We start from the raw sequence: 22,404 nt of genomic DNA on the forward strand, positions 1-22,404 counted from the left end.
TTCTTACACGTACCGTGCTGCCCATTTGCCTGCTTGCAAAACCAGTCGACGATAGGTTTCGTTCGCAAAGGAGGGAACAGAATGCCCAGGCATCAGATAAACAATTCGCCCGAGTCCATACTTATGAGCCCAAGCTGCCGGTCTCGGCCCTTCTTTAGACTGGTATTGCAGCAAAATTTTAGTCTCGGTAAATGAACCGAACTCGAATTCATATGGTTCTTCTTCCATCGTAAAACCGGAAATTCCCTCCGTCACGGGATGGCTCTCTTCCGTCACCGTGAACTCCAGCGGCGCATACGGCGGGTGATGAAGAAACTTGGCGCCAATCATCTGTTTGATCTCATTTCGATTCTGAAGCGAGATCCCATTATGTAAGATGACCAGACCGCCCCCGTTACTTACGTAAGACAACAGACCTGCTGTCTGCTGCGGGGAGACTTTGCCTCTCCAATCGTCCATGTATGAGATACATACATCAAATCCCGAAATATTTTCATGAAGCAGCATGTTGCGATTTTCACTGCACTGAACCGTAATCGTATCTTGAAAAATCCGGCTAATCTCCGCGTCTACCCCCTGTAGCGGATGCCAGTCCGGATGCGTATAATCTCCAATTAAAAGTGCTTTTTTGCGATGATCCATTATCATCATCTCCTTTCTTGTAATCTTGTTCGTTTACGTTCGTCTGCACACTCCATATCCTATAAATTAACCACGCTTTATCAAATCGACTACCGTGGTGTTTCTTCATCTCTTCCACTTGGGTTTCGAATAAGACATATACTCTATCACAATACTTCCTAGTATAGCCGTATAACGGATTGGCATATCCATATCATGCATATCCAGCTGGGATTCACCATTTACCTTGTCACAACACACTCCATCCCTAACACATTCCACATGTTTCACTAAAAACCTTTAATTGTACAGTCCCATTCCCAACTTCACGACCAAAGTCTCAGGAGGTTCAAAACGAATTCAAGCCCTTCCGCTTATTGCCGAAAGAGGGGAGCAGGCTGGTTCCACCGAACGAAAAATCGCCTCATCGTACTTCGTTCTCTAACCTCTACCCCTCCATTTTAGGCTCTGTGTAATCATATTAACGTTACTTCCGTGCCGCATATGAATGCGTTATACACGTTTGATCTGAGCATGATCATTGCACACGGGTACTGCGTTTCAACTAAGCTTGGTGCTCGCGGTACAGTCGGCAATGCTCCACCCATCTCTGTGCCGCTTGCGGATCAGAGCCGAGGTGCACATGGGTGTATCCGGCCACGATACTGCCCAAAGCGTACCCCTCTTGCTTTACGCCCCGTAATCCCTTCGTTTCATAAGCATACGGAATAGGTACCTCTTCGCGGTACGTCATCGTTGAGTAATGGAATTCATGCCCCCGCAGCACTTCACCCTGTTTTAGCAAAAAAGAGTCCTGAACCGCACTCGCCTCCCGGTATCCCAGCGCAGCTCGTTTCTTCCGCATCTGTACCTGCGCAGGAATAATGCCTGCCATGGTGTACGTCTGCCCTTCACGATCCGTCAGCGTTTCGGCCAGTACCATGTAGCCGCCGCACTCCGCAAACAGCGGCATCCGGGAACGGGCTGCTTCGCGCAGCCCTTCCAGAAAACGCTCGTTTCCGGCAATCACCGCCGCGAACTCCTCGGGAAAACCACCACCCAGATAAATGCTGTCCGCCTCGGCCGGAATGCCTTCACCAGCGAGTGGACTGAAATACTGTAGCCGTGCCCCCGCCGCTTCGAGCAGTTCCAGGTTATCCGGATAATAGAAGTTAAACGCCGCATCACGAGCGACGGCAATCACAGGCTGGTACGTATCCGGCGTAATATGGTTATGGGGATTTGTCGGGTGGGAATCATGCTCAGCGTCGTTCACGCTGGCTATGTGGGCAATGCTACTGATATCGGTAGCGTTAACCATGTCTTTAGTATTGGTTTTGTCGCTAATGAGAGTAGTTTCTACTTCACTAAATTTATTAAATGTATCGGTGGTACGGGCATCGTTGGCTTCACTGGATGTGTCCAACAGACCGCTAGTACCAACAGTCTCTGCTTCCCTCGTTATACTATCCATGTCGCAGCTCTGAGCATCATTCGCTGCAGTAACTGCTTGGGTAATAACGTTATTGCGAGCAGTATAATCCACATGGGCCATATCGCTCTGGATTACATTCGTTGAGCCAGCTGGAGTGGCGGACTGCAACGGGAGCGGGGGAGCACTTCCGGCCAGTTCCAGCAGAAGATCCAGATCCGTGCCTTCCAGCAGCACATCGGCTGCCCGCTGGAATAACGGTTCCAGCTCCCCACGCTCAATGGCAGGAACGAGTCCGAGATGTCTCTCGGGGATGGACATGTCTTCATCCCGCTTTAGCCAGCCAACGACCGGAATGTTGCACATCTGCTCAATGGCTTTTTTTACAATCGTATAATGCCCCGCACTTCCGCACCGATTCACAATCACACCAGCAATGTTTAATTCAGGCTCGAGTTGCTGAAAACCCAGTACGATCGCCGCTGCACTGCGCGCCATACTACGTACATCGACAACCAAAATCACCGGTGTCTGCGTAATCATCGCGATCTCTGCGGTAGAACCTGTATTGCTGAGCGGATCTTTGCCATCGTAAAGGCCCATCACCCCTTCAATGATGGAAATATCATGACCTGCGGATGCCCTCTGGAATGTCTGCTTCACATATGCAGGGGAAGTCATCCATGCGTCCAGATTACGCGAAGCCCGACCTGTCACTGCCGTATGATACGTTGGGTCAATATAATCCGGGCCGCATTTGAACCCCTGTACACTTAATCCACGCTGGGCAAGTGCTTTCATTAGACCGAGCGTTACAGTTGTTTTGCCAGCACCACTACCCGTACCGGCGATAATCAGCCGAGGCACAGTTTGGTTACCGGGTGTCGCCGTTATGGGTTCGTTATTGGAGATCAGTGTTGCGACATCGTTATTGGGCGTCGTTGTTGCGACTCCGTTATTAGACGTCATTGGTGCGACTCCATGATCAGACGTCATTGGTGTGATTTTGCTATCGAACGTCACAGGTGTGACTCGATTATTACCCTCGGTTGGCAAAGCTCCATTCGTGGGTAAGGTCTCATTATTGGAAACAGTGGTCTTTACATTCTTTGAGTTCATCGTTCATCCCGCCTTTGCTTTACATATAACAAATAGACCATCCCATATCGATTCCAACGGCCTGGGACGGTCATGTTCATAAGGTGATATCAACTGCATTTTGTATGTGAACGCATCAAGGTGAAAAGTAGCTTTAGTCCACTCGGATGGACCGCGTAATCTCGCCTCGGTAGACGTAACTCGTAACTATAATTCCACAATGGATGCAACGGATGGCAACCGAGGTAACTGATGCAACCCATAGCAACTCAAAGCAACCTAGAGCAACTCAAAGTACAGAAGTACCCAATTACCGAAGTACCGGCCCTTCCTTTGATGCTTCACCTCTAACGATCACCAGAGACCTTATTTCGCGAAAAAATCACACTTTCAAATTCTAACGATCCTGAGGAACGCTATTTGGGGTGAAAAGCCCGAATTCCAGCCATTTCCTCTGCAAAATGCTCAAATAACGTCTGTGGTGATCGTTAGAATTTAGAGTTGCCCATTTTGGAGCAAATAGCGTCATCTGTGATCGTTAGAGATGACGTTCACGCTGATTATTTTGGAGAACTGTTTATGCTCGTGGCCTACTGCTTACTGCCTACTGCTTACGCTCGCTGATGATCGATGCTAATTCAAATTATTCACATTAAAACATGCCGCGCTTCGGGAGAAGCTAGCTACCTAAGATATATTCGTGCTCATTGGTGAGGCACACGATCAAAGACACGTTCATGCCTGTAGATCGCACGAAAGCTGGCTGGTCAAACGAGATGCTTATTGGTCACACGAACGCTGGTTGGTTAAACGAGATCACACGAAACGCTGGTTGACCACACAAAATACTTCTGAACCGCTTAAATATGGCTTTATCAAATCAAATACAGCTTAATCAAATGCAACCCGTGCAACAGAGATCGTCAGGTTGCCGCTCTTTTTCTTTTCCAGCAGCCAGTGGTCTGCTCCCGAAGAAAGCAGTGCCGCCGGTTCACTTACGCCATAGGCTCCTGTGTATTTGAATACCGTCTCGGACGGATTGGCAAGTTGCACCGTATTCAGTTCCTCCGGAGTGTAAGTCACGAGTTCCCAGCCGTACTTGGCGCATAGAGCCAGCAGGCCTTCCTCGTCTTTTTTCAGATCAATGGTGGCAATGTTGCGCACGCTCTTCACGGACAAAGACAGCTCTTCCAGCGTGGCAAGCACTTCCTGCTCCAACTCCTCCATCGCGGTACCGCGATTGCAGCCCATGCCAAGCACCAGGCTCTTCGGACGGTACAGCACACCGTTGGTTAGAAAACGTTCCTCTTCCGCCTTCGAAAGCAAACGGTCACTGACCACCAGTGCCGCATTAAACGGGAAAGATTCCGTCTCGGCCATACTACCGAAGACCCGGATATGATCCGGTACAGGCTTGTTGTACCGCCACCAGTTGCGTTCGCCTGTCTCCTGAATCAATGCCACCGGCTCTTCGTTGACCACCGCTGCACTTACCGGGGTTGCTTTATCAAAGCTGTCCACGATCCAGCCCAGCTCACGACCAAACATATCCACCGGAATCGTGCCCTGCACGTCCGAAGCTGTCGTGATGACGGCACGCGCACCAAGCACTTCCGCCACTTGACGCGTCAGTTCGTTGGCACCGCCAAGGTGACCGGACAGCACGCTAATCACGTTCTCGCCGCGGTCATCAATGACCAGAACGGCAGGATCGACTTTTTTGTCCACTAGTAGCGGAGCAATCATACGTACAACGGCACCGAGAGAGATAAACAGAATGATGCCGTTATAACGTTTGAACAGGTCTGGCAGAATCAGCTTCACCGAGCCTTCAAACAACGTATATCCAAGCTGCTCCTCGTCGCCACGGGCAAATTTACTCATATAATAGACATCTGTACCCTGAAACTGTCCTTCTAGGTTACGCACCATCTCCACGCCGTGCTTCGTAATGGCTACAGCAGCAAACGGATTACTCACCGGACTTCACTCCCTTGCGATAGCCGTGGGTAAAGGACTTGTCGTACAGCTTCGAGCGGTGTGCATCCCGGTTCACCAGATCGGGGTCAAGCGCCCAGCCTGCCAGAATCATCGCATGCATCGTAATGCCTGCGGCACGCAGATCAGCAGCCAGATTCGCTAGCGTGGTGCGCACGATTTTCTGATCCGGCCATGTTGCGCGCTGCACTACCGCGACCGGTGTATCTTCGCTCCAGCCTGCGGCAAGGAATTCCACGACGACCTTTTTTGCCAGTGTTGCACTCAGAAAGAGCGCCACCGTACAGTGATGGGATGCCAAATCCCGCAGCTTCTCGCGTTCAGGCACAGGCGTACGTCCTTCCGCACGCGTCAGGATAACGGTCTGTGTCAGTTCGGGTACAGTTAGTTCCGCTCCCAGCGCCGCTGCCGAAGCAAAGACGGAACTTACACCCGGAATAATCTCATATTCCACGCCCTGCTGCTTGAGCAGCACCATTTGTTCCAAAATGGCACCGTACATCGCCGGATCACCCGTATGTACACGTGCTACGCTTCGTCCTGCCCGGACTGCGGTGCACATCAGCTCGACCTGCTGTTCCAAATCCATGCCCGAACTTTGCAGCACCTCGGCTTCGGGTTTGGCTGTCGCAATCAGTTCGTCATTCACGAGGGAATCCGTGTACAAAACGAGGTCAGCATTTTTCAGAATATTCGAGCCCTTGACCGTAATCAGCTCGGGATCTCCCGGGCCAGCACCAACAATGTACACTTTCGGTTCTAATGTCTTCATTTGCTCACCACCATCAGGCTTAAATATTCCAGCTCCTGCCCTTTCAGTTCACGGGCGTCACGCCAGACCAATTCATAAGGGGAAGTGACTTTGGTAACCACCGACGCTTTGCCCCCAAGTCCCATCTCGTCCAGCAGCTCCAGCATCGGGTCCAGTACCTTCGCTACCTTAATAAACACAATCGTATCGTGATGTTCAATCGCCTGCCTCATCGCTTCTTTGTCCGCCGTCGCCGGAATAATGCCGACCTGCTCGTCGCCATCTGCCAGATGAATATCGAGTGCAGCCGCCGCACCAAGAACAGAGGATATGCCCGGAATCGAGCTAATCGGAACTTCAGGATGAAGTTCACGCATGAGACGTGCAAGGTGGATAAAGGTACTGTATAAGTTCGGATCTCCTTCCGTCACAAAAGCGACATCCTTGCCTTGCTTCAGCGCTTCCCAGCACGCTTCCACGGTTTTGCCCCACTCGCGCTCCAGCACGACAGGGTCTTTGGTCATGGGAAAGATCAGCCCCAGCATCTCTTTCTCCTCTGGATTCACGTACAATTCCACGATCTCGTGAGCGTAGGATTTACCGCCTTTGCGTTTCTTCGGGTAGGCGACCACCGGGCACTCGCGGATCATCCGGTAGGCTTTGACCGTAATCAGCTCCGGGTCTCCCGGCCCAACGCCCACGCCATACAGTGTGCCAACGTTAACTCCGGCTCCTGTCACGCTCGCTGATGAACTTCCCGTATGAATTCCAGTACTATTGATGTTTCCTGTTGTTGTGCTAATGCTGCTCTCCCCCTTTGGTTCCTTGCCAAAAAAACTATTCTACTCCGTTCACAGCTTCCGCTTCGTCTGCTGCAATATATTGGCCTGTAATCACATAGATCGGGTTCAATCCGTCAAAACGGGTCATATTCAGGATCGGCTTGCTCCGCGCCGTCTGCAGCAGGGTCACGGAGGTGTCCATGCCCGCATCGCGCATCGCCTTCATGCTGTCATGCAGCGTTTCGATGGTCGCTGCATTCACCACGATGCGTCCCTCGGGGCGCAGCCGGGACGCACACAGGGCGATCAGCTGCGCGAGCTCGCCGCCGCTGCCGCCAATGAACACCGCATCCGGTTCGGGCAGTTCGTCCAGCCCCGCTGGCGCTTTGGCATGCAGGACGGTAAAATCCGTCCGGAATTTGACACGGTTGGCCTCGATGTTCACGAGGTCACCTTCGTTCTTTTCGATGGCGAAGACCTGGCCCCGCGGCGCCAGCCGCGTGCACTCCACCGCCACCGAGCCCGAACCTGCGCCGATATCCCACACGATGCTGTCCTCGCCCAGTTTCAGCTCGGACAAGCTGAACGCGCGGACCTCACGCTTGGTGATGAGGCCTTTTTCGGGTTTGCGCTGATGGAATTCCTCATCTGCAAACCCGAAGCCTTTGCGCGGCGCCGGTGCATCTTTGCGGCGCAACAAAATGACGACGTTCAGCGGGCTGCACTCAGCCGCTGCCAGCTCGTCCAGGGTGTAGTGGCGGGCACGCTCGTCTGCCGCGCCCAGGTTCTCTGCAACGTAGGCATCATACTCGGTCATGCCGAACTGTTGCAGGTACGCCCCGATCGCAGCGGGGCTGTTGTGCTCGTCCGTGAGCAGCGCCACTTTGGCTTTGCCATCGATGCGCTGGGCGAGGCCTTTGAGCGGGCGACCGTGCACGCTTTCGAGCACGGCGTCGTGCCAGCTCTCGCCAAGCCTCGCGAATGCCAGCTGCAGCGAGCTGAGATTAGGCCGGATGTCCAGCTGATCCGGGCCGAGCTTGCGCGCGAAATACCCGGCGATGCCGTAAAACAGCGGGTCCCCCGAGGCGAGCACAACGATGTTGTGCGTGTCCTGCAACGTTTTTATTTTCGCAACGAGGTCACTCAAACTGCTCTTGATCACCAGCTTCTCTCCCGCAAAAGCCGGGAAAAATTGCAGCAGACGCTCGCCGCCGACCAGCACATCAGCCTCCTGAATCAAACTCAGGCTCTCTGCTGTAAGTCCGGCTGCCCCTTCTTCGCCTACGCCAATAATGCGGATGTTACGATTCTTTGCTCCAGTTGTTGTGTTCGAGTTCACTGATTTCTGCCCTCCCCAGTTCCATTCCTTTCATGGTGACCAGCACCACTTCCACCGTTACGCCGCCGCCCGCATGTTCCAGACAGTGCTGGCAGGCATAAAGGCATAACTTTTCAAAATAAGGCAAATATCCCGCTTCGGTCATCATATCCGCCACCTGAGTCGCCGTGTTGGCTTCCTCGATCGCTTGCGCCAGTTCATCGCCGGCCCCGGTCTCGCGAGCCACGGACGCAAGAAATCCAAAATCCACCGGCGCACTCTTGGAGTGCACCATCATGACCCCTTGAGCCACTTTGGCGAATTTGCCCGGCATCCCGACCAGACTGATGCGTTTCATGCCCAGCCGTTTCCCGTGCTTGATCGCAAAGCCGACAAAGTCACCCATCTGAATAAAGGCTTCTTCCGGCAGTTCGGGCATCATTTTCATCGCATATTTCTCACTGCTGCCACCTGTCGTCAGCACAATATGCTCGCAGCCGGAAGCCTGCGCGACGGAAATGGCCTGTACTACACTGGCTTTGTACGCCGAAGTAGAAAACGGAACGACCACACCTCGTGTACCTAAAATGGAGATGCCGCCAAGAATGCCAAGCCGCGCATTGAGCGTTTTTTTCGCAATCTCTTCGCCGTCCGGCACGCTGATGACTACTCGCACCCCTCTCGCGGTGCCATGCTCGGTCAGCACTTGGGTCACGGCTTCGGTGATCATACGCCGCGGCACGGGATTAATGGCTGCTTCGCCTACGGGCACGGGCAATCCAGGTTTGGTGACGCGACCGACACCGATACCCCCATCCAGCTCTACCCCCGGCTCGTCCCGCCAGGAAACATGGGCAATGATTTTCGCCAAATGCGTGGCGTCCGGGTCATCCCCGGCATCCTTGATCGTGGCACAGGTTGCTGTACCGTCCGTCATCAGCTCCTGCTCGATCAGCTCGAACGAGTGGTCAAAGCCGGCGGGCAAGGAAACCACGGCTTGTGCAGGAATATGCCCCGTTAACAGGAGCTGCGTCGCGCCTTTGGCAACCGCCGTAGCACACGCCCCGGTCGTAAAGCCGGAACGCATCGGTTTATCCGGGTCCGGTGCTTCTCCGCTCTTCATGCGTTTATTTTCCATGGCTTTGAACCTCCCGTCCTTTCTAGATGCTCGCTTGTTGGTTGGACTTATGTTGACTGTGGCTGTTGGCTGTTGGCTGATGTTGATTGTTGATTGTTCATTGTTGTTTAGTCTTGTATGAATTGTTGATTCATTGATTTTTAGTTGTACTTAACAACTGTGGCGCTAGTAAATGTAAACGAACCAACTGGAGAGCGTTAGAAGGTGCTGGACTAGACTTGCACTCACCGTCCCCGCACGCTAACGACCGTACAATAATCATTCGTAGCATTAGAAGTTGCTAGACAAAACTCATACCACTGGTGGCCCACGCATTAACCATCTCAGTTACTTAATAGCAACTACAAGTATATCCAAGCGCTAACGATCACAGATAACGTTATTTGGCCTAATTTGCCCTCGCTGGAATTCTAACGATCTCAGGAGACGCTATTTCACCAAAATGGTGCAATTTCCAGCGCTTTCGAGTGGTTTTGAGCGAAATAACGTTCCTCAGGATCGTTAGAATTTCAAAAGACTGATTTTACGTTAAATAAGCTCCCTGGTGATCGTTAGAAGTTGCTGGAGCGGAACCCCAATCTCTGGTGACTCGCATGCTAAGGATCTCGTTTACTTTGACACCTGTTACACCCACGACTAAGCGCTAACGATCACAGATAACGTTATTTGGCCTAATTTGCCTTCACAGCCATCAACGAGATTGCGTTAAGTGCTGCCACAACGATTGTACTGCCGCCTTTGCGACCGATGTTGGTGATAAAAGGAATGTCCAGCTTGCGTAGCTCGTCCTTGGACTCGGCCGCGGATACAAAACCTACCGGCATGCCGATGATCAGCCCCGGCTTGGCCTCGCCCTCTTTGACAAGACGAATTAACTCCAGCAGCGCCGTTGGCGCGTTACCGATAGCGTAGATGCCCCCGTCATACATTTGGGTTGCTTTGCGTGTCGAGATGATCGCACGAGTAGTGTTGAGGCGTTTGGCTTCTTCCATCACATCCGGATCGGAAATATGTACATGTACATCGCCGCCAAAACCGCGGATACGATCCTTGCTCACGCCTGCCTGAATCATCTGCACATCTGCAATAACAGATTGGCCTGCGCGTAGCGCGGCGATACCTGCCTGTATTGCATCCGGGTGAAACACCATGCTGCGGCCCAGTTCAAAATCAGCCGAAGCATGAATGACACGCTGTACGACCGGATACTGCTCATCGGTAAACGGGTGCTCCCCCAGTTCCTCCGTAATCATCTCAAAACTTTTACCTTCAATTTCCTGAGGTTGCACGGTCAGCGGTTTAAACTCTGTTTTGAAATCCACCCGAATCACTCCATTCTTCTTTCGATATTCACAATCAAGCCGTTCAAAGTTGCGTTATTCAAATTAAGCCTATCAGGGAAATCACTGCCCCAGAATCCCTTTCAGCTCGTGCAATACACCGTCAAAATGATCAAACACCGTGCCAAACTCCGCCTCTGGACGTGAGATCAGCACAACATGAATGCCCAGCTCCAGTGCAGACTGGATCTTCTCGTCCACGGCTCCGGTTTTTCCGCTTTCCTTGGTGACCATCACCGTTGTTGCATAGTGCTTGTAAAGTGCCTCATTCATTTCTCGGGAAAAAGGTCCTTGCATCGCAATAATATTGCGCTGCTCTACGCCCAGTTCACCGCATTTCTCCATATTGTCGAGACGGGGGAGCATGCGTGCAACAAGTCGTATATCCGGATCACCAAGCAGGTGCTTGGTGAAGATTTGTAGCGTTTTGCTACCTGTCGTCAGCATGACGGAGCCTTTCAGCTCTTTGGCCTTGAGTGCTGCGTCATCATAAGATGACACGACATGTAATAGTTCATGGTCATCATAAGCAAGCCCGGTTCGTTCGTAACGAATGTAAGGGATGCCCGCCTGTTTCGCGGCTTCCATGGCATTCGCATGGGCTTCTTCGGCAAAAGGATGACTCGCATCTACAAGCACAGGGGTGTTTTTTTCACGGATCAACTGCACCATCGCCTCTACGGTCAATCGGCCCGTCCGCACAGGTAAGCCGGCTTCGGTCAGACTTTGGGCTGCGCTATCGGTCACAACCGAGGTCAGGACGTTATGTCCTTGTTGCTGGATTCGGATCGCAAGTTCGCGTGCATCACTGGTACCGCATAACATGAGGATCATGAACGCTTCACCTGCTCGGAAGTTGATGCCACTTGTGCCTTAGAAGAGGATGAATGCTGCTGTACATTTCCTTCTGCTCCTGCTAAATTGTGCTGCTGTTTGCTCCGATGTCCATCGTGCTCATGATGCGAGTGATGTAGCTCTTCGTCATGGTCATGATGGAAATCAAGTGTCGCCTCACGAGTAACGGCCGCCAGCTCGGAGTACCCACCGTCGTGCTTATGATCATGACGTTCATGCTCATCATCATGACTATGGACATGCTGACCTTCGTGCTGATGGTCGTGTCCATGACTGTGGCTATGATCATCGTGGTGGTGATCATGATGGTCGTGATCGTGCCCGTGGTCATGGTCATGTCCGTGATCGTGATGATCATGGTGATCATGGTCGTGGTGGTCGTGATGATCATGGTCGTGATCGTGGTCATGCCCGTGGTCATGGTCGTGATGGTGGTGGTGATGTTTGGCTGCTTCAAGTCTGAATTGGCAGTTGTCACAGTTGGCTGTAACCCGTCCGTATAACCCCTCATGCGCACGTTCCAGCACCAGCTCGACCAGTTTCGGATGGAAACCGAAATAACCACCGATTTCGACTTGAATATCCGGATGCGCGGTTGCAAATTCGGCCGTCATCTCATCAATGCGTTTAATCAGCACACCGGTAAAGAGGAAATACGGCATGACAACAATTTTTTTCGCACCAAGCAAGAGGCAACGTTCCAATCCATCCGGGAAAGAAGGCTGGGTTACGCCGATAAAGCTGCTTTCCGCCCATCTGTACGGTAGCTTCTCCCACAGCATACGGGTCATTTTGAAAAAGTCACTGTTGGCATCCGGGTCACTGCTTCCCCGTCCAAGCACAAGTACAGCGGTCTCTTCATCAGTAACCGTAGCAGGCGGAGCGGCCACTGCAACTGCTGTATCTGTTCCACCTTCACCTTGAGCTGCAACACGTACAGGTTGCGCCTCTTGCAGACGAGTTTGCATAATTTGCACGACTTTTTCATGCACACCGATCGGACGCCCATAAATAAACTGCACTTGCGGATAACGTGCTTTGGCACGATCAATCGCATTCGGAATATCAATCTTGGCATGTCCCGCTGCAAATAAAATAATCGGTACGAGTACGACGCGTGTCGCGCCTCGATCTACACAAGCCGTAACTCCATCCGCAATACTCGGTCTGGTTAATTCCAGAAAACAGGTTTCCACCAGTGTGTTCTCCGGTGCCTGCTCAGCGACCTCACGTGCAAACTCCTTTAACTCGCGGTTCCCCTCGGGATCACGGCTCCCGTGTCCCACCAACAAAATGGCATCCATCTTCTATATTTCCTCCTCTGTCCGATCCGTAGATCGGATTTCTCATATTCGTAAGGCTCTCCACTCGGCTCCAAGGAAGAAAGGTATAACCTATTTCTAATTCTGCAATGGGTTCAACTTTGCATGTCTTATCTATCTATATCAGCCGGGCTTCAGCCGAGGATTGTGTTTCGTTTATTTTTTGGTGTTGTGACCACTCATTCTCCGTAGATGACCCTGCCTCTGATGCTTAAGTGGACTTTCAGGCTTGACCCATACATACCATGCAATTCCACTTCTTAGTCACCGCAAACCGGATTCACTTCAACGGTGACTGGCGCATCCACATGACGGAAGCCTTGAATGACACCTACGCGTTTGAAAAACTTGTGGAACCGCTCGTTCGGATGTCCCTTTTCCTTGTACTCCGCAACAATGCGCTCCACAATGCCGCCGATCTGATCACCCGGAATGCCCTCTGCTACAGGCTGAGCCGGATGTGCATTGCGGCCAAACTTTTTACCGCCAAGGAACAGATCGTAGCCGCCCTTGCGGTACACGATGCCGATATCCTCCAGCACTGCTCCGTAACAAGCCATCCCGCAGCCGTTTAACGCCACACTCGTTTCCTTCGGAGCAGACAATCCGCCGATCACTTCTTGCAGATGGTTAGCCATCGGCACCGCGTCGTCCTTCTCCAGGTTGCAGAAGTCACAGGCTTTGACCTTGATCACGTCCCCAATCGGCACCACGATAAAGTTCGCTGCGCGTAGCTCGTCTACCAGCGCATCCGGTTCAAACGTCGGCACTCTCAGAATGATCTGGTGCTCCGGCGTATACTCCAGCTCGCCGTCCTCGCTTGCGCACTGCGCCAGCAGGGCCATCTGCGTGGCGGTGAACTTTTTGTTGCCCACGCCGGGCGACACGCCGATCTCAAAGAGCGGCGCCTTGCGCCCCGGCACGGGCACAGCAGCGGCTGCGCCAAGCACAGCTGAACTGCTCGCGCCCTGCGCGCCCGCGGCTGCCGGGCCTGACGCCGATGCGTCCAGCCAGCGGCTTGCCGCTTCGCCCGCGAGCGCACCGCCTGCCGCGAGCCGCGTCAGCGCCTCCGCGGCGAGCTCGGCTGCGCCGGCGCGTGGCGCCGCAGCGGCAGCGCGCGGTGCGGCCTCTGCCGCCGCGGACGCGGGCCGCTCTGCGGCAAGCACGGCGGTGCCAGCACCGCTCGCCAGGCTTGCCGCAGGCGGGGTCGCCGCCCATGCGCTTGCGGGCGGCTGCCCTTGCGGAGCCGTGCCTGCTCCGGCGCTGGCGCCGCGCAGGGCTGGCTCCGCCGGCGGCACGGCCTGCGTATCGCGGGCCGTGCTATTGCCCGCTGCCTCGCCGGAGGCGGCAGCGCGGGCTTCTTGCGCGCCGAGCGACCATGGCTCGGCTTCGGTGCGTAGCCGCTCATGGGGCCTGAGCGGCTGTTCCGCGGAGTTCAGCGTATATTTCCGCTGATATCCGCGCGGGGTGACCATGAGGCCTTCGTACATCATGGTCGAGGAATTGCCGATAATCACGGTGGTTAACATACCGATATCGTGATTCAGCATCTCCTCCAGCGTAGTCATGACCACGTCCTGACGTTCCCGATATGCACTTTTGACCAAGCCGACCGGTGTCTTCGGATCACGGTAACGAAGCAACATCTCTTGCGTCTCTACAATCTGGCGTGTACGCCGTCCACTGCGGGGATTATACAGAGCAATAACAAAATCAGCCGATGCCGCCGCCTCAACCCGCCGAATAATGGTTTCCCATGGTGTCAGATGATCGCTGAGGCTGATCGTACATGCATCGTGCATAACAGGCGCACCCAGCAAGGAAGCACACGATTGAATAGCCGACACGCCAGGAATAACCTCGACAGCTACGCCTGTATCCGGCTTCCAGCCTTGCTCGATCAGCACCTCATATACAAGTCCTGCCATACCGTATACCCCGGCATCCCCACTGGAGATTACGGCAACAATGTGGCCTGCTTCCGCTTGTCTTACCGCTTCCTGTGCCCGGCTGACTTCCTCCGTCATGCCTGTACGCACAATGGCTTGTCCATTCAACAAAGGCCGGATCAGATCCACATAGGTGTTATATCCAATGATGACCTCGCTTTCCTGCAATGCATCCAGTGCCCGTTTGGTTATGTGCTCCATCGCACCTGGACCGAAACCGATGATCAGCAACTTGCCTTGCTTTTGCATCCCTTTTCCCCCTCACTCCGCTTGTCATACGATTAACGCCCCAACCTTGTTTATCTAAAAAGTTCCCCGATATAGATGGGGCTCTTTCACTTTATTTCCCTGTCACTCATCATTCCTTCTGCTCAACCAGGTAACTTTAACTTCATTCCTGTGCAAAAAAACAAAAAAATCCCATCCTAATCACGGATGAGATATGCATGTACTTACACTCAGGAAATCTGGCCTGTAACATTCCATAATAAGGAATTGCATACAGCCATAATAGCCCATATAGAGCCTCACAGGACAACCCACGGTTTGTCCCTTTCCCGAACTTATCGTACACCACTCCTTTCCGCGAAGGGTTTGGTGACACACGCAAGGTAGGTCTCCTGGCTCTGGATCATTAGCTTTCTTTCCTGTCTTCCCCGTTGTACCGAGTGACTTTCATGGAAAACGCTTCACCATTACAGTGGCGGGACCGCTCGGGACTTGCACCCGATTCCCTGTTACCTCTTGCTTTATGCAAGAGCACCTTGCTGCTTTCATATTGTCTTCATCATACCATCGGTCAGGAAATAATGTCCACGCTTCTCAAGATTGTCCTAACCATTAATTTTGGATAAAAATGAAAAAAGATCCCGATCCGCAAAAACGGATCAGAACCTTTATATATCCACCAGATACCTGATGTGATTTCTTCTAAACTTAATACTCCTCTGTATACAAATTGCGTCTTCTATTCTACATACGGCTATGTCGCAATCTTTCAATATTCACATTGAGGCCTTGCTCCGAACATCTAAATATCTCTGCACGATCTGCCTTTATTAATCTTCGCGGACACCCACCGGATTCGCGGCAAAATAACGTCCCAGTTCAACGATGAGCGCTCCCATCTTCTCTTCGTCTGGTACAACCAGCGCTTCGATACCTTCCTCACGCATCGCGTTCGCCGTAACTCTACCAACAGAGGCCGGGACTACCCCTTCCTTGAAAGCTGTTAGCATCTGCTCCAGCTTCCCTTGAGATGTCGCATATTCCGTCAAAAACCGAACCTGCGGCCCACTTGTAAAGGCCACCGCATCTAACTTATGCTGAATTACTTCATTCAGCAGTTGCTCCAGCTCTGTCTCTTCCGGCGGTACGTGACGATACGGCAACACCTGCCGCACAATAGCCCCTTGTTCTTCTAACCAGCGAACCAGCTTGGGGGCAGTCTCCCCATGCAACTGCAACATCACCTTTTTGCCTGTCAGATCATGTGAACCAAATTCACGGATCAATCCATCTGTACTACCATCATCATCTCGTACAAGTGGTGTCAACTTCAGTTTCTTGAGTGCATTCACTGTTTTGTACCCTCGAGCCGCAATGCATGATCCAGCCAATACATCCCGAAGTTGCCCGGCTATATCCATGTCCTCAGCCATGTCGAACAAAGCATCCAGCCCCATGCCCGTCGTCAAAATAGCCCATTCCGGCGGATCAGAGATCCAGGAAACCAGTCCATCTCGAATGTTACGGTCATCCAGAAACACTGTGCCTTGCGCAGGACGCACAAGCGGGATTCCTCCCATCTTCTCTACCAATAAAGACATCTCTTTGGACTTTCTCGGTCCGGTTAACGCCACACGTACCCCTGCCAAATGTTGAGCCATTTATGTTCCCCCCGTTTATTAAGCCGAAAGTTCACCAATCTGACTACAGTATACAGGCTCCTTGTACGGAGGGAAACCATGCCTGCTTGCTTTCCGAGCTCTTTAGCTATAACGATTTTTTATGGTTTTTATCAGGAAGGCTGCAGATTACCGCCGCCATGGGATGTTTTACCTTTCTTCTTTATAGATTTTTCCGCTGACTTATCACCAGACTGCTCCTCTGACTTGCCTTCTGTCTTCCCTTCAGCGTGATCTGATTCACCAGATGCCTGCTCCTGCTTCTGTTCTGCTTCCTGCTGTTTGCCTCTGGATGCCCTCTCTCCCGATTCAGAGTTCGGGGCATGCCCAGCCTCCTTTTTCCGTGGACGAAGAAATAGAAAGAATACGATTGGAAACAGCACCTCAAATACAATCGCAACCCATGTCCATTCCCGAGTGAACCGATTCAGCTGAATCGCATTGCGGAAAAACCAGAACGCACATACAAAACCGAGCAACGCAATGGGTCCGGTTAGTACTTTACCAGACACTTTGGGAATCATGCGTTTTAATCCCCAGCACACAAAATACAGGTCAAATGCAATCTTGGTTATGATACACGGCAAGGTTGCTGCGGCAAGCGCCAGATCAAACCGATCCAGAAAGTCACTAATCTGCAACTGTCTTGCCAGCTCATACGATGGATACACCAGCCTCGAAGCAATAGGTACACCGATGGATGTAATGGTTTCGATGACAATAAGCATCATCAGTAGTGCCGTGACGATGTTGCCAGTGAAAATCGATTTCACTCGAAAGTCACTTCCCCTCATCACAAAGGGCAGAGCAATCATCTCTCCATAAAACGAAAAGAGATACCAGCTCCCCCTGCCCACACCCGCCAGGTCAACATCGAAATAGGGCTTCAGGTTATCCAGATTGATCTGCTGAATTAGCATAAACGGCACAATGATGGAGTTTAACAAAAAAAGAGCCACATACAGCTCCACCATGCCAACCAGAGAACCCAAACCGCCCCGCACGATAAATATAGCCATAATGAGCAACGTAAGCACAATAATAGATATTGGTGTTGTTTCCAGCAATGTAATACTCACATAATCCCCTGTTAACCGAATATCTCTCGCAAATACAAAGAAAAAAAACGCGATGTACATCAATCCGGCCAATCTTCCGAGAAAGGGGAATCGTGTCATTAACGATTCAAACAGATCCTTATCCGGAAAACGCCGCTGGACACGGCTGAGCATCCACATCGATGTAAACATAATCAGCACAACCGGTATGTAACAAAGATAAGCATGCTGTTCTGCGTAAAAAATAGCTTGTGTATGAGGTTGCAGCAATGTACCCGTAATACTAAGCAACATGAGCATCAAGACCATTTGCCTGTGCGTTACCTTCTGAATCATCCTGTCCCTCCTTCCGTACCAGTTTCTTGCATACTAAGATGACATAAGCCATATCCTCAAGGCATTGGTAGCAGACGTTGAATAATATGACTCATCCATACGGATACAAACACGGTTTTTTTCAACGTTGTAACATAAAACCAGATCCCTGTTCCAACCGCGATGATGACATAAGATAACCATCGATTGATAGGTGCCGCCTGCTTCAGATGCCTGAAATCCATAATCAGCACCCCGATTACCATTGCCAGATAAGTGTACAGTAGCGGTTTAATCATGTATAATGTCCTCCTCTACGACTCCAATCGGTTTATTGACAATACCGACATTCTCAATAATGACATGCGGTTCCACAGTTACCTGAACCTCCGGATAGAGAAACTCCCAACGATCCTTAATCTTGTCCCACTCCTTCGGTAATTGTCTGTGGATAGAACGACCGATGCCAAGAATGTCCGCTTTGAATTTGTGTTGAACCAGCTCTACGCCTTCCTCAATATCCTCTTTAATCTTCCGATGCACAGCCTCATTTAAATTTAAAATTTCTTTCTCACGCCTGTCACCGTAATCGGATTCGTTATCCACAATGACCCCTTTGGCATACAATCGAATGGTTACACTCACTTTGCCATTCACAATCTTGGGATGCAGCGAAGAATTGTTCTCGTTCAATTTAATGAACAGGTCCCCTTCTCCCCGCGGGGCCTTAATCATGACCTCGGGTTCATTGGCTTCACCCATGGCAAGAATCAAAGCATCGGCAGGGGCCTTGTCCATCATGCCCACCAGCTTGTCTTTTTTGAAAATAGCCAAGCCGTCCAGTTTGATATTGGTTACGGCGCCCTTCCAATCCTGTGGTACATTGTCTGAAACGGATGCGATAGGTAGAAATGGGTCCACTCCTTCATCCAGAATCGAGTCTATAAATGTTTTAAGGGATCTTGGATTCCTCGTGTTAAGAAAACATAATTCACGCACCATCTCGGAAGGGAACTTCTCAATCGGTGCATCCGTGTCTATAACTTTATGCGCTTCACCCCTGGTGACAACAGGCAATGCCGACAAGCGGTTAAGCGGATATCTTGTGAACAGGTCAAGCATCGGGGCAACTCCCTCCCGTGCTAATGCTTCTCCAATAAGAATGGTGCGGCGATGAGCATAATAAATTCGGCGAGAGAGTGACTTCTGACCCTCAAGCGATGTCCCCCGCAGTGTACGAGCCGTATTAGAGAGGATAAACCACGGTTTATCTCCGCTCGTTCCTCCGCCGCCACCTTCACTGCCCGAAGCACCCGACTGTCCAGGGAGGGCAATCTGCAGGCTAGACCGGTAATCCTTCCCTTCTTTATCAACAGCAATACCAATGACAAACGCAATATCATTAATCTCTTCGCGGTCCCAGCAACCTGCAAGCAGAGATGTACACAGGATCAACGAAATGACAGCCCTATACTTCATAAGAAACCGCATGGAATCACCATCCTTCCTCTGCTTCGGGCGAACCATTAATATCTCTAGCCATACGTTTGCGATCCCGGTGCACGGTCGAAGGACGATTAATCATTTTCCACCAAGGCACCCGGACCAAAATATCTTTGGTATCCTTCTTATGGTATGGACTCACCCCTGACAGATAAGGTACACCAAAAGATGTCATCTGTGTCAGATGTACAGAAATCAACACTAGACCAATCACGATGCCGTATAATCCCAGCATGCCTGCCAGAAGCATGATCGGAAACCGTAACAGCCTTACGGTAATGGCAAAGTTGAAGCGCGGAATGGTGAAGGATGCAATACCCGTCATCGATACGATAATAACCATCGGGGCAGAGACGATACCCGCCTGCACGGCAGCTTGACCAATCACAAGGGCACCGAGAATACTGACTGCTTGCCCCACCGTTTTAGGTAACCTGACCCCGGCTTCCCTTAGCGCTTCAAAAGATAATTCCATAATGAGCGCTTCAATGAGTGCCGGGAAAGGGATGGCTTCACGGGCACCAGCAATGCTGAGAATCAGTGTAGTTGGTAGCATATCTTGATGAAAGGTCGTAATGGCGATATACAGAGCCGGCAGGAACAACGCAATAAATACAAACAAAAAGCGTATCCAGCGAATCAGATTTGTAATGAAGAATCGCTCATAATAGTCCTCACTAGCCTGTAACATCTGCCACATTGTCACGGGAGCAATCAATGCAAACGGCGTTCCGTCCACCATGATAGAGAATCGACCTTCCAGCAGATTTGCGGCGACTGTATCCGGGCGCTCCGAATAGTGCATCTGTGGAAACGGGGAATTCGGGTTATCCTCGATAAGCTCCTCGATATAACCGCTCTCCAGAATACCGTCGATCTCAATCTTCTCCAGACGTTTTTTGACATCCTGAATCAATTGGGGATCAGCGACCCCTTCCAGATAGACCAAAACGACATCCGTTTTGGTGTCGGAGCCCAGCGTCATACTTACCATTTTTAGCGCAGGTGTCTTCAGTTTGAAACGTAACAAAGACGTATTAACCCGCAGCGTCTCCGTAAATCCTTCCCGAGGCCCCCGGATCACCGACTCCGTCTGCGGCTCCTCTACCCCTCTACGTACCCCACCTTTCACGTTGAATAGCCAAGCTTCGGCTTTTCCGTCCATAACCAGTAAGGCCGATGAGGCGAGCACGCCCTCGGTCGCGGCAGCCCAGGTCTGAACTCGTTTGACCTGCGTTAATTCAATTCGCGTATCATCAATCGGCACATCGGGCTCGTCTGTACGTTGCTGGATCAGCCCTCGAATAAGCGGGCGTAGCATATGCTCCTGAATATCAGCCGAATTCACGATGCCCTCGACATACACGAGAAGCCCCTGAACCTCCGGTGTGATCATAACGTTGCGGAACACTACGTCCGAAGAGTTCGAGAAGATTTCTTTTAACGCCTGGATTTGAGTTGTATGTACGGCACTGATCGGTTGTTTCAGAATAGGCGGGGACGGCAGTCCCAAGGGTACATATTTGCCGCTGTCGGTCGCTGATGCTGAACTCCTGGACTTTTCGCTACCTTTTGATGATTTATCCGCCATTATGCCGCCCCTCCATTCTTGGTTTTTATACAAGGTAGCTTGTGCCAGAAGGCAGGGAATTATGTGGTCTTTTTTTACAAAAAAAAGCCTTCCTCAAGGGAAGACTTAACGATCGAAACGATCAACTTGAAAACTGAACCATACATTTAAATCAAAACTTACACCATGAACAGAATAACAACCCCAGATCTTACGCTCGTCCTGATCGGTTAGTCTGCAAAATAGTCATCAGGTATATATTGAATTTCGGACTTGGCATAGATGGTAAGCATGCGCCGGTCGCTGTCATATTTTACGCGGTCGCCATCAACATAATACCAGTGCTTTGTCAGAGGACGGTCTTTGCGCTGTACGAAACGAAATACGTTTAACTCCTGTCTCAGCTCGATGATCTTCAAGGCAGTCTGCTCATCAAGTCCCATTACAGTGAACAGGTATCCTGTTCCTTCCTGCTGAAAGCGATAAGACAATGCTGCATCCGTCTTGCTGTTCGCTAGCCCACGCCCGGTCACCCCGTGTTTTACCATGAACCATTCCTGTTGTGCCATACGTATCGTTCCTCCTTTGATCTTGGAGTGGGAGTTCTTATTCTTATTAAGGCAAATCAATCAACATATAAAACGTATCCTCATGCCCTTCCAGCTTCATAGAAGAAGTCTGCTCCACACGTGCGGTATCTCCTGTATAGAGCACATGTTCATGCTGCAGGCCAAGCTTGCCCTCAATGGAGAAAATGTACATGCGGCGACCTTCGTTCTGTTCATAATCAAGCGTCATGCCCTTGGATAACCGCCCAAGGTAAATCGTCATGTCTTGATGAACCGTGGCCACCCGCGGCCCACCATCCGATGATGCTACAGGCACAAGAGCCCCTTCCAGGGCAGCTGTATCAAAAGAAGTCGTTTCATAAGATGGCTGTAGCCCTTTCGTATGTGGCATAAACCACAGCTGGAGGAGTCTAACCTCCTCGGTATCCGAGGCATTATGCTCCGTATGAATGACGCCACTTCCTGCCGACATGCGCTGAATGCTGCCAAAGCCTGTTACGGCAACGTTACCCAGACTATCTTCATGTCTCAGCTTGCCATGTAGCACGATGGATACAATCTCCATATCACTGTGTGGATGTGCCCCAAAACCGCGACCTGGTGCGATGACATCATCATTAGCTACCCGCATAGGCCCAAAAGCTGTGTTATCCGGGTCCTGGTACTCCCCAAAGGAAAAGCTGTGACTCCCTCGCAACCAGCCACGGTCAAAGCTGGAACGTGCTTCGGATGGAATAACCTTAATCATATCGCTGAGCCTCCTCATAATAGTTAATATTCGTGTATTATCTTCTTAATTTTTCTTAGTAGCATACTTATTCTCATTATATCAAATGTTAAGGTAATACGTCCAAACCAAAAAAGCGAGGAGTCCTTTT

Annotated in this window: 18 protein-coding genes and 1 riboswitch; all 18 genes read right to left on the minus strand. The window is 51.3% G+C overall.

Features of this window, described 5'->3' with window-relative positions:
* Positions 1-3: 3 nt before the first annotated feature.
* A complete protein-coding gene (locus Q9R46_RS17910; protein WP_311281154.1) occupies positions 4-642 on the minus strand; it encodes a ThuA domain-containing protein in 639 nt (212 codons plus the stop codon).
* Between the two features lie 544 nt (positions 643-1,186).
* Positions 1,187-3,172, minus strand: a complete 1,986-nt coding sequence (locus Q9R46_RS17915; RefSeq protein ID WP_311281155.1) for a cobyrinic acid a,c-diamide synthase CobB — start codon at positions 3,170-3,172, stop codon at positions 1,187-1,189.
* An 870-nt stretch (positions 3,173-4,042) separates the two neighbouring features.
* Complete coding sequence (locus Q9R46_RS17920) at positions 4,043-5,131, minus strand: cobalt-precorrin 5A hydrolase (protein WP_311281156.1); 1,089 nt, start codon at positions 5,129-5,131, stop codon at positions 4,043-4,045.
* A complete protein-coding gene (gene cobM, locus Q9R46_RS17925) occupies positions 5,124-5,921 on the minus strand; it encodes a precorrin-4 C(11)-methyltransferase (protein WP_154890305.1) in 798 nt (265 codons plus the stop codon). The genes Q9R46_RS17920 and cobM overlap by 8 nt, the downstream gene beginning before the upstream one ends.
* Positions 5,918-6,640 (minus strand): precorrin-2 C(20)-methyltransferase, encoded by a 723-nt coding sequence (gene cobI, locus Q9R46_RS17930; RefSeq protein WP_145333527.1) that lies wholly within the window; start codon positions 6,638-6,640, stop codon positions 5,918-5,920. The genes cobM and cobI overlap by 4 nt, the downstream gene beginning before the upstream one ends.
* A gap of 97 nt (positions 6,641-6,737) precedes the next feature.
* Positions 6,738-8,021 (minus strand): precorrin-6y C5,15-methyltransferase (decarboxylating) subunit CbiE, encoded by a 1,284-nt coding sequence (cbiE, locus tag Q9R46_RS17935; RefSeq protein ID WP_311281157.1) that lies wholly within the window; start codon positions 8,019-8,021, stop codon positions 6,738-6,740.
* On the minus strand, positions 7,984-9,138 hold the full coding sequence (locus tag Q9R46_RS17940; RefSeq protein WP_311281158.1) for a cobalt-precorrin-5B (C(1))-methyltransferase: 1,155 nt from the start codon (positions 9,136-9,138) through the stop codon (positions 7,984-7,986). The genes cbiE and Q9R46_RS17940 overlap by 38 nt, the downstream gene beginning before the upstream one ends.
* Positions 9,139-9,809: 671 nt before the next feature.
* Positions 9,810-10,460 carry a precorrin-8X methylmutase gene (locus tag Q9R46_RS17945; protein WP_311281159.1) on the minus strand — a complete coding sequence of 217 codons (651 nt, stop codon included), beginning with the start codon at positions 10,458-10,460 and terminating at the stop codon, positions 9,810-9,812.
* A gap of 81 nt (positions 10,461-10,541) precedes the next feature.
* Positions 10,542-11,312 carry a precorrin-6A reductase gene (cobK, locus tag Q9R46_RS17950; protein ID WP_145333529.1) on the minus strand — a complete coding sequence of 257 codons (771 nt, stop codon included), beginning with the start codon at positions 11,310-11,312 and terminating at the stop codon, positions 10,542-10,544.
* Positions 11,309-12,637, minus strand: coding sequence for a sirohydrochlorin chelatase (locus Q9R46_RS17955; protein ID WP_311281160.1), 1,329 nt, complete (start codon positions 12,635-12,637; stop codon positions 11,309-11,311). Before Q9R46_RS17955 ends, cobK begins: the two co-directional genes overlap by 4 nt.
* Before the next feature lie 278 nt (positions 12,638-12,915).
* On the minus strand, positions 12,916-14,853 hold the full coding sequence (gene cobJ / locus Q9R46_RS17960) for a precorrin-3B C(17)-methyltransferase (protein ID WP_311281161.1): 1,938 nt from the start codon (positions 14,851-14,853) through the stop codon (positions 12,916-12,918).
* Between the two features lie 344 nt (positions 14,854-15,197).
* Positions 15,198-15,386, minus strand: a riboswitch (cobalamin riboswitch).
* A 276-nt stretch (positions 15,387-15,662) separates the two neighbouring features.
* Positions 15,663-16,493: a uroporphyrinogen-III synthase gene (locus Q9R46_RS17965; protein WP_311281162.1), complete on the minus strand. Its 831-nt coding sequence runs from the start codon at positions 16,491-16,493 to the stop codon at positions 15,663-15,665.
* 131 nt (positions 16,494-16,624) lie between these two features.
* Positions 16,625-17,905: a GerAB/ArcD/ProY family transporter gene (locus Q9R46_RS17970; RefSeq protein ID WP_311281163.1), complete on the minus strand. Its 1,281-nt coding sequence runs from the start codon at positions 17,903-17,905 to the stop codon at positions 16,625-16,627.
* Positions 17,906-17,961: 56 nt separating this feature from the next.
* Positions 17,962-18,183, minus strand: coding sequence for a hypothetical protein (locus Q9R46_RS17975; RefSeq protein WP_311281164.1), 222 nt, complete (start codon positions 18,181-18,183; stop codon positions 17,962-17,964).
* Positions 18,176-19,375 (minus strand): Ger(x)C family spore germination protein, encoded by a 1,200-nt coding sequence (locus tag Q9R46_RS17980; RefSeq protein WP_311281165.1) that lies wholly within the window; start codon positions 19,373-19,375, stop codon positions 18,176-18,178. The genes Q9R46_RS17975 and Q9R46_RS17980 overlap by 8 nt, the downstream gene beginning before the upstream one ends.
* A gap of 4 nt (positions 19,376-19,379) precedes the next feature.
* Positions 19,380-20,978, minus strand: a complete 1,599-nt coding sequence (locus Q9R46_RS17985) for a spore germination protein (protein ID WP_311281166.1) — start codon at positions 20,976-20,978, stop codon at positions 19,380-19,382.
* Positions 20,979-21,187: 209 nt separating this feature from the next.
* Positions 21,188-21,526 carry a hypothetical protein gene (locus Q9R46_RS17990; protein WP_311281167.1) on the minus strand — a complete coding sequence of 113 codons (339 nt, stop codon included), beginning with the start codon at positions 21,524-21,526 and terminating at the stop codon, positions 21,188-21,190.
* A gap of 46 nt (positions 21,527-21,572) precedes the next feature.
* On the minus strand, positions 21,573-22,274 hold the full coding sequence (locus tag Q9R46_RS17995) for a pirin family protein (protein WP_311281168.1): 702 nt from the start codon (positions 22,272-22,274) through the stop codon (positions 21,573-21,575).
* Between the last annotated feature and the right edge of the window lie 130 nt (positions 22,275-22,404).

This window comes from Paenibacillus sp. RRE4 (genome assembly GCF_031844205.1).
Taxonomy (GTDB): Bacteria; Bacillota; Bacilli; order Paenibacillales; family Paenibacillaceae; genus Paenibacillus; species Paenibacillus xylanexedens_B.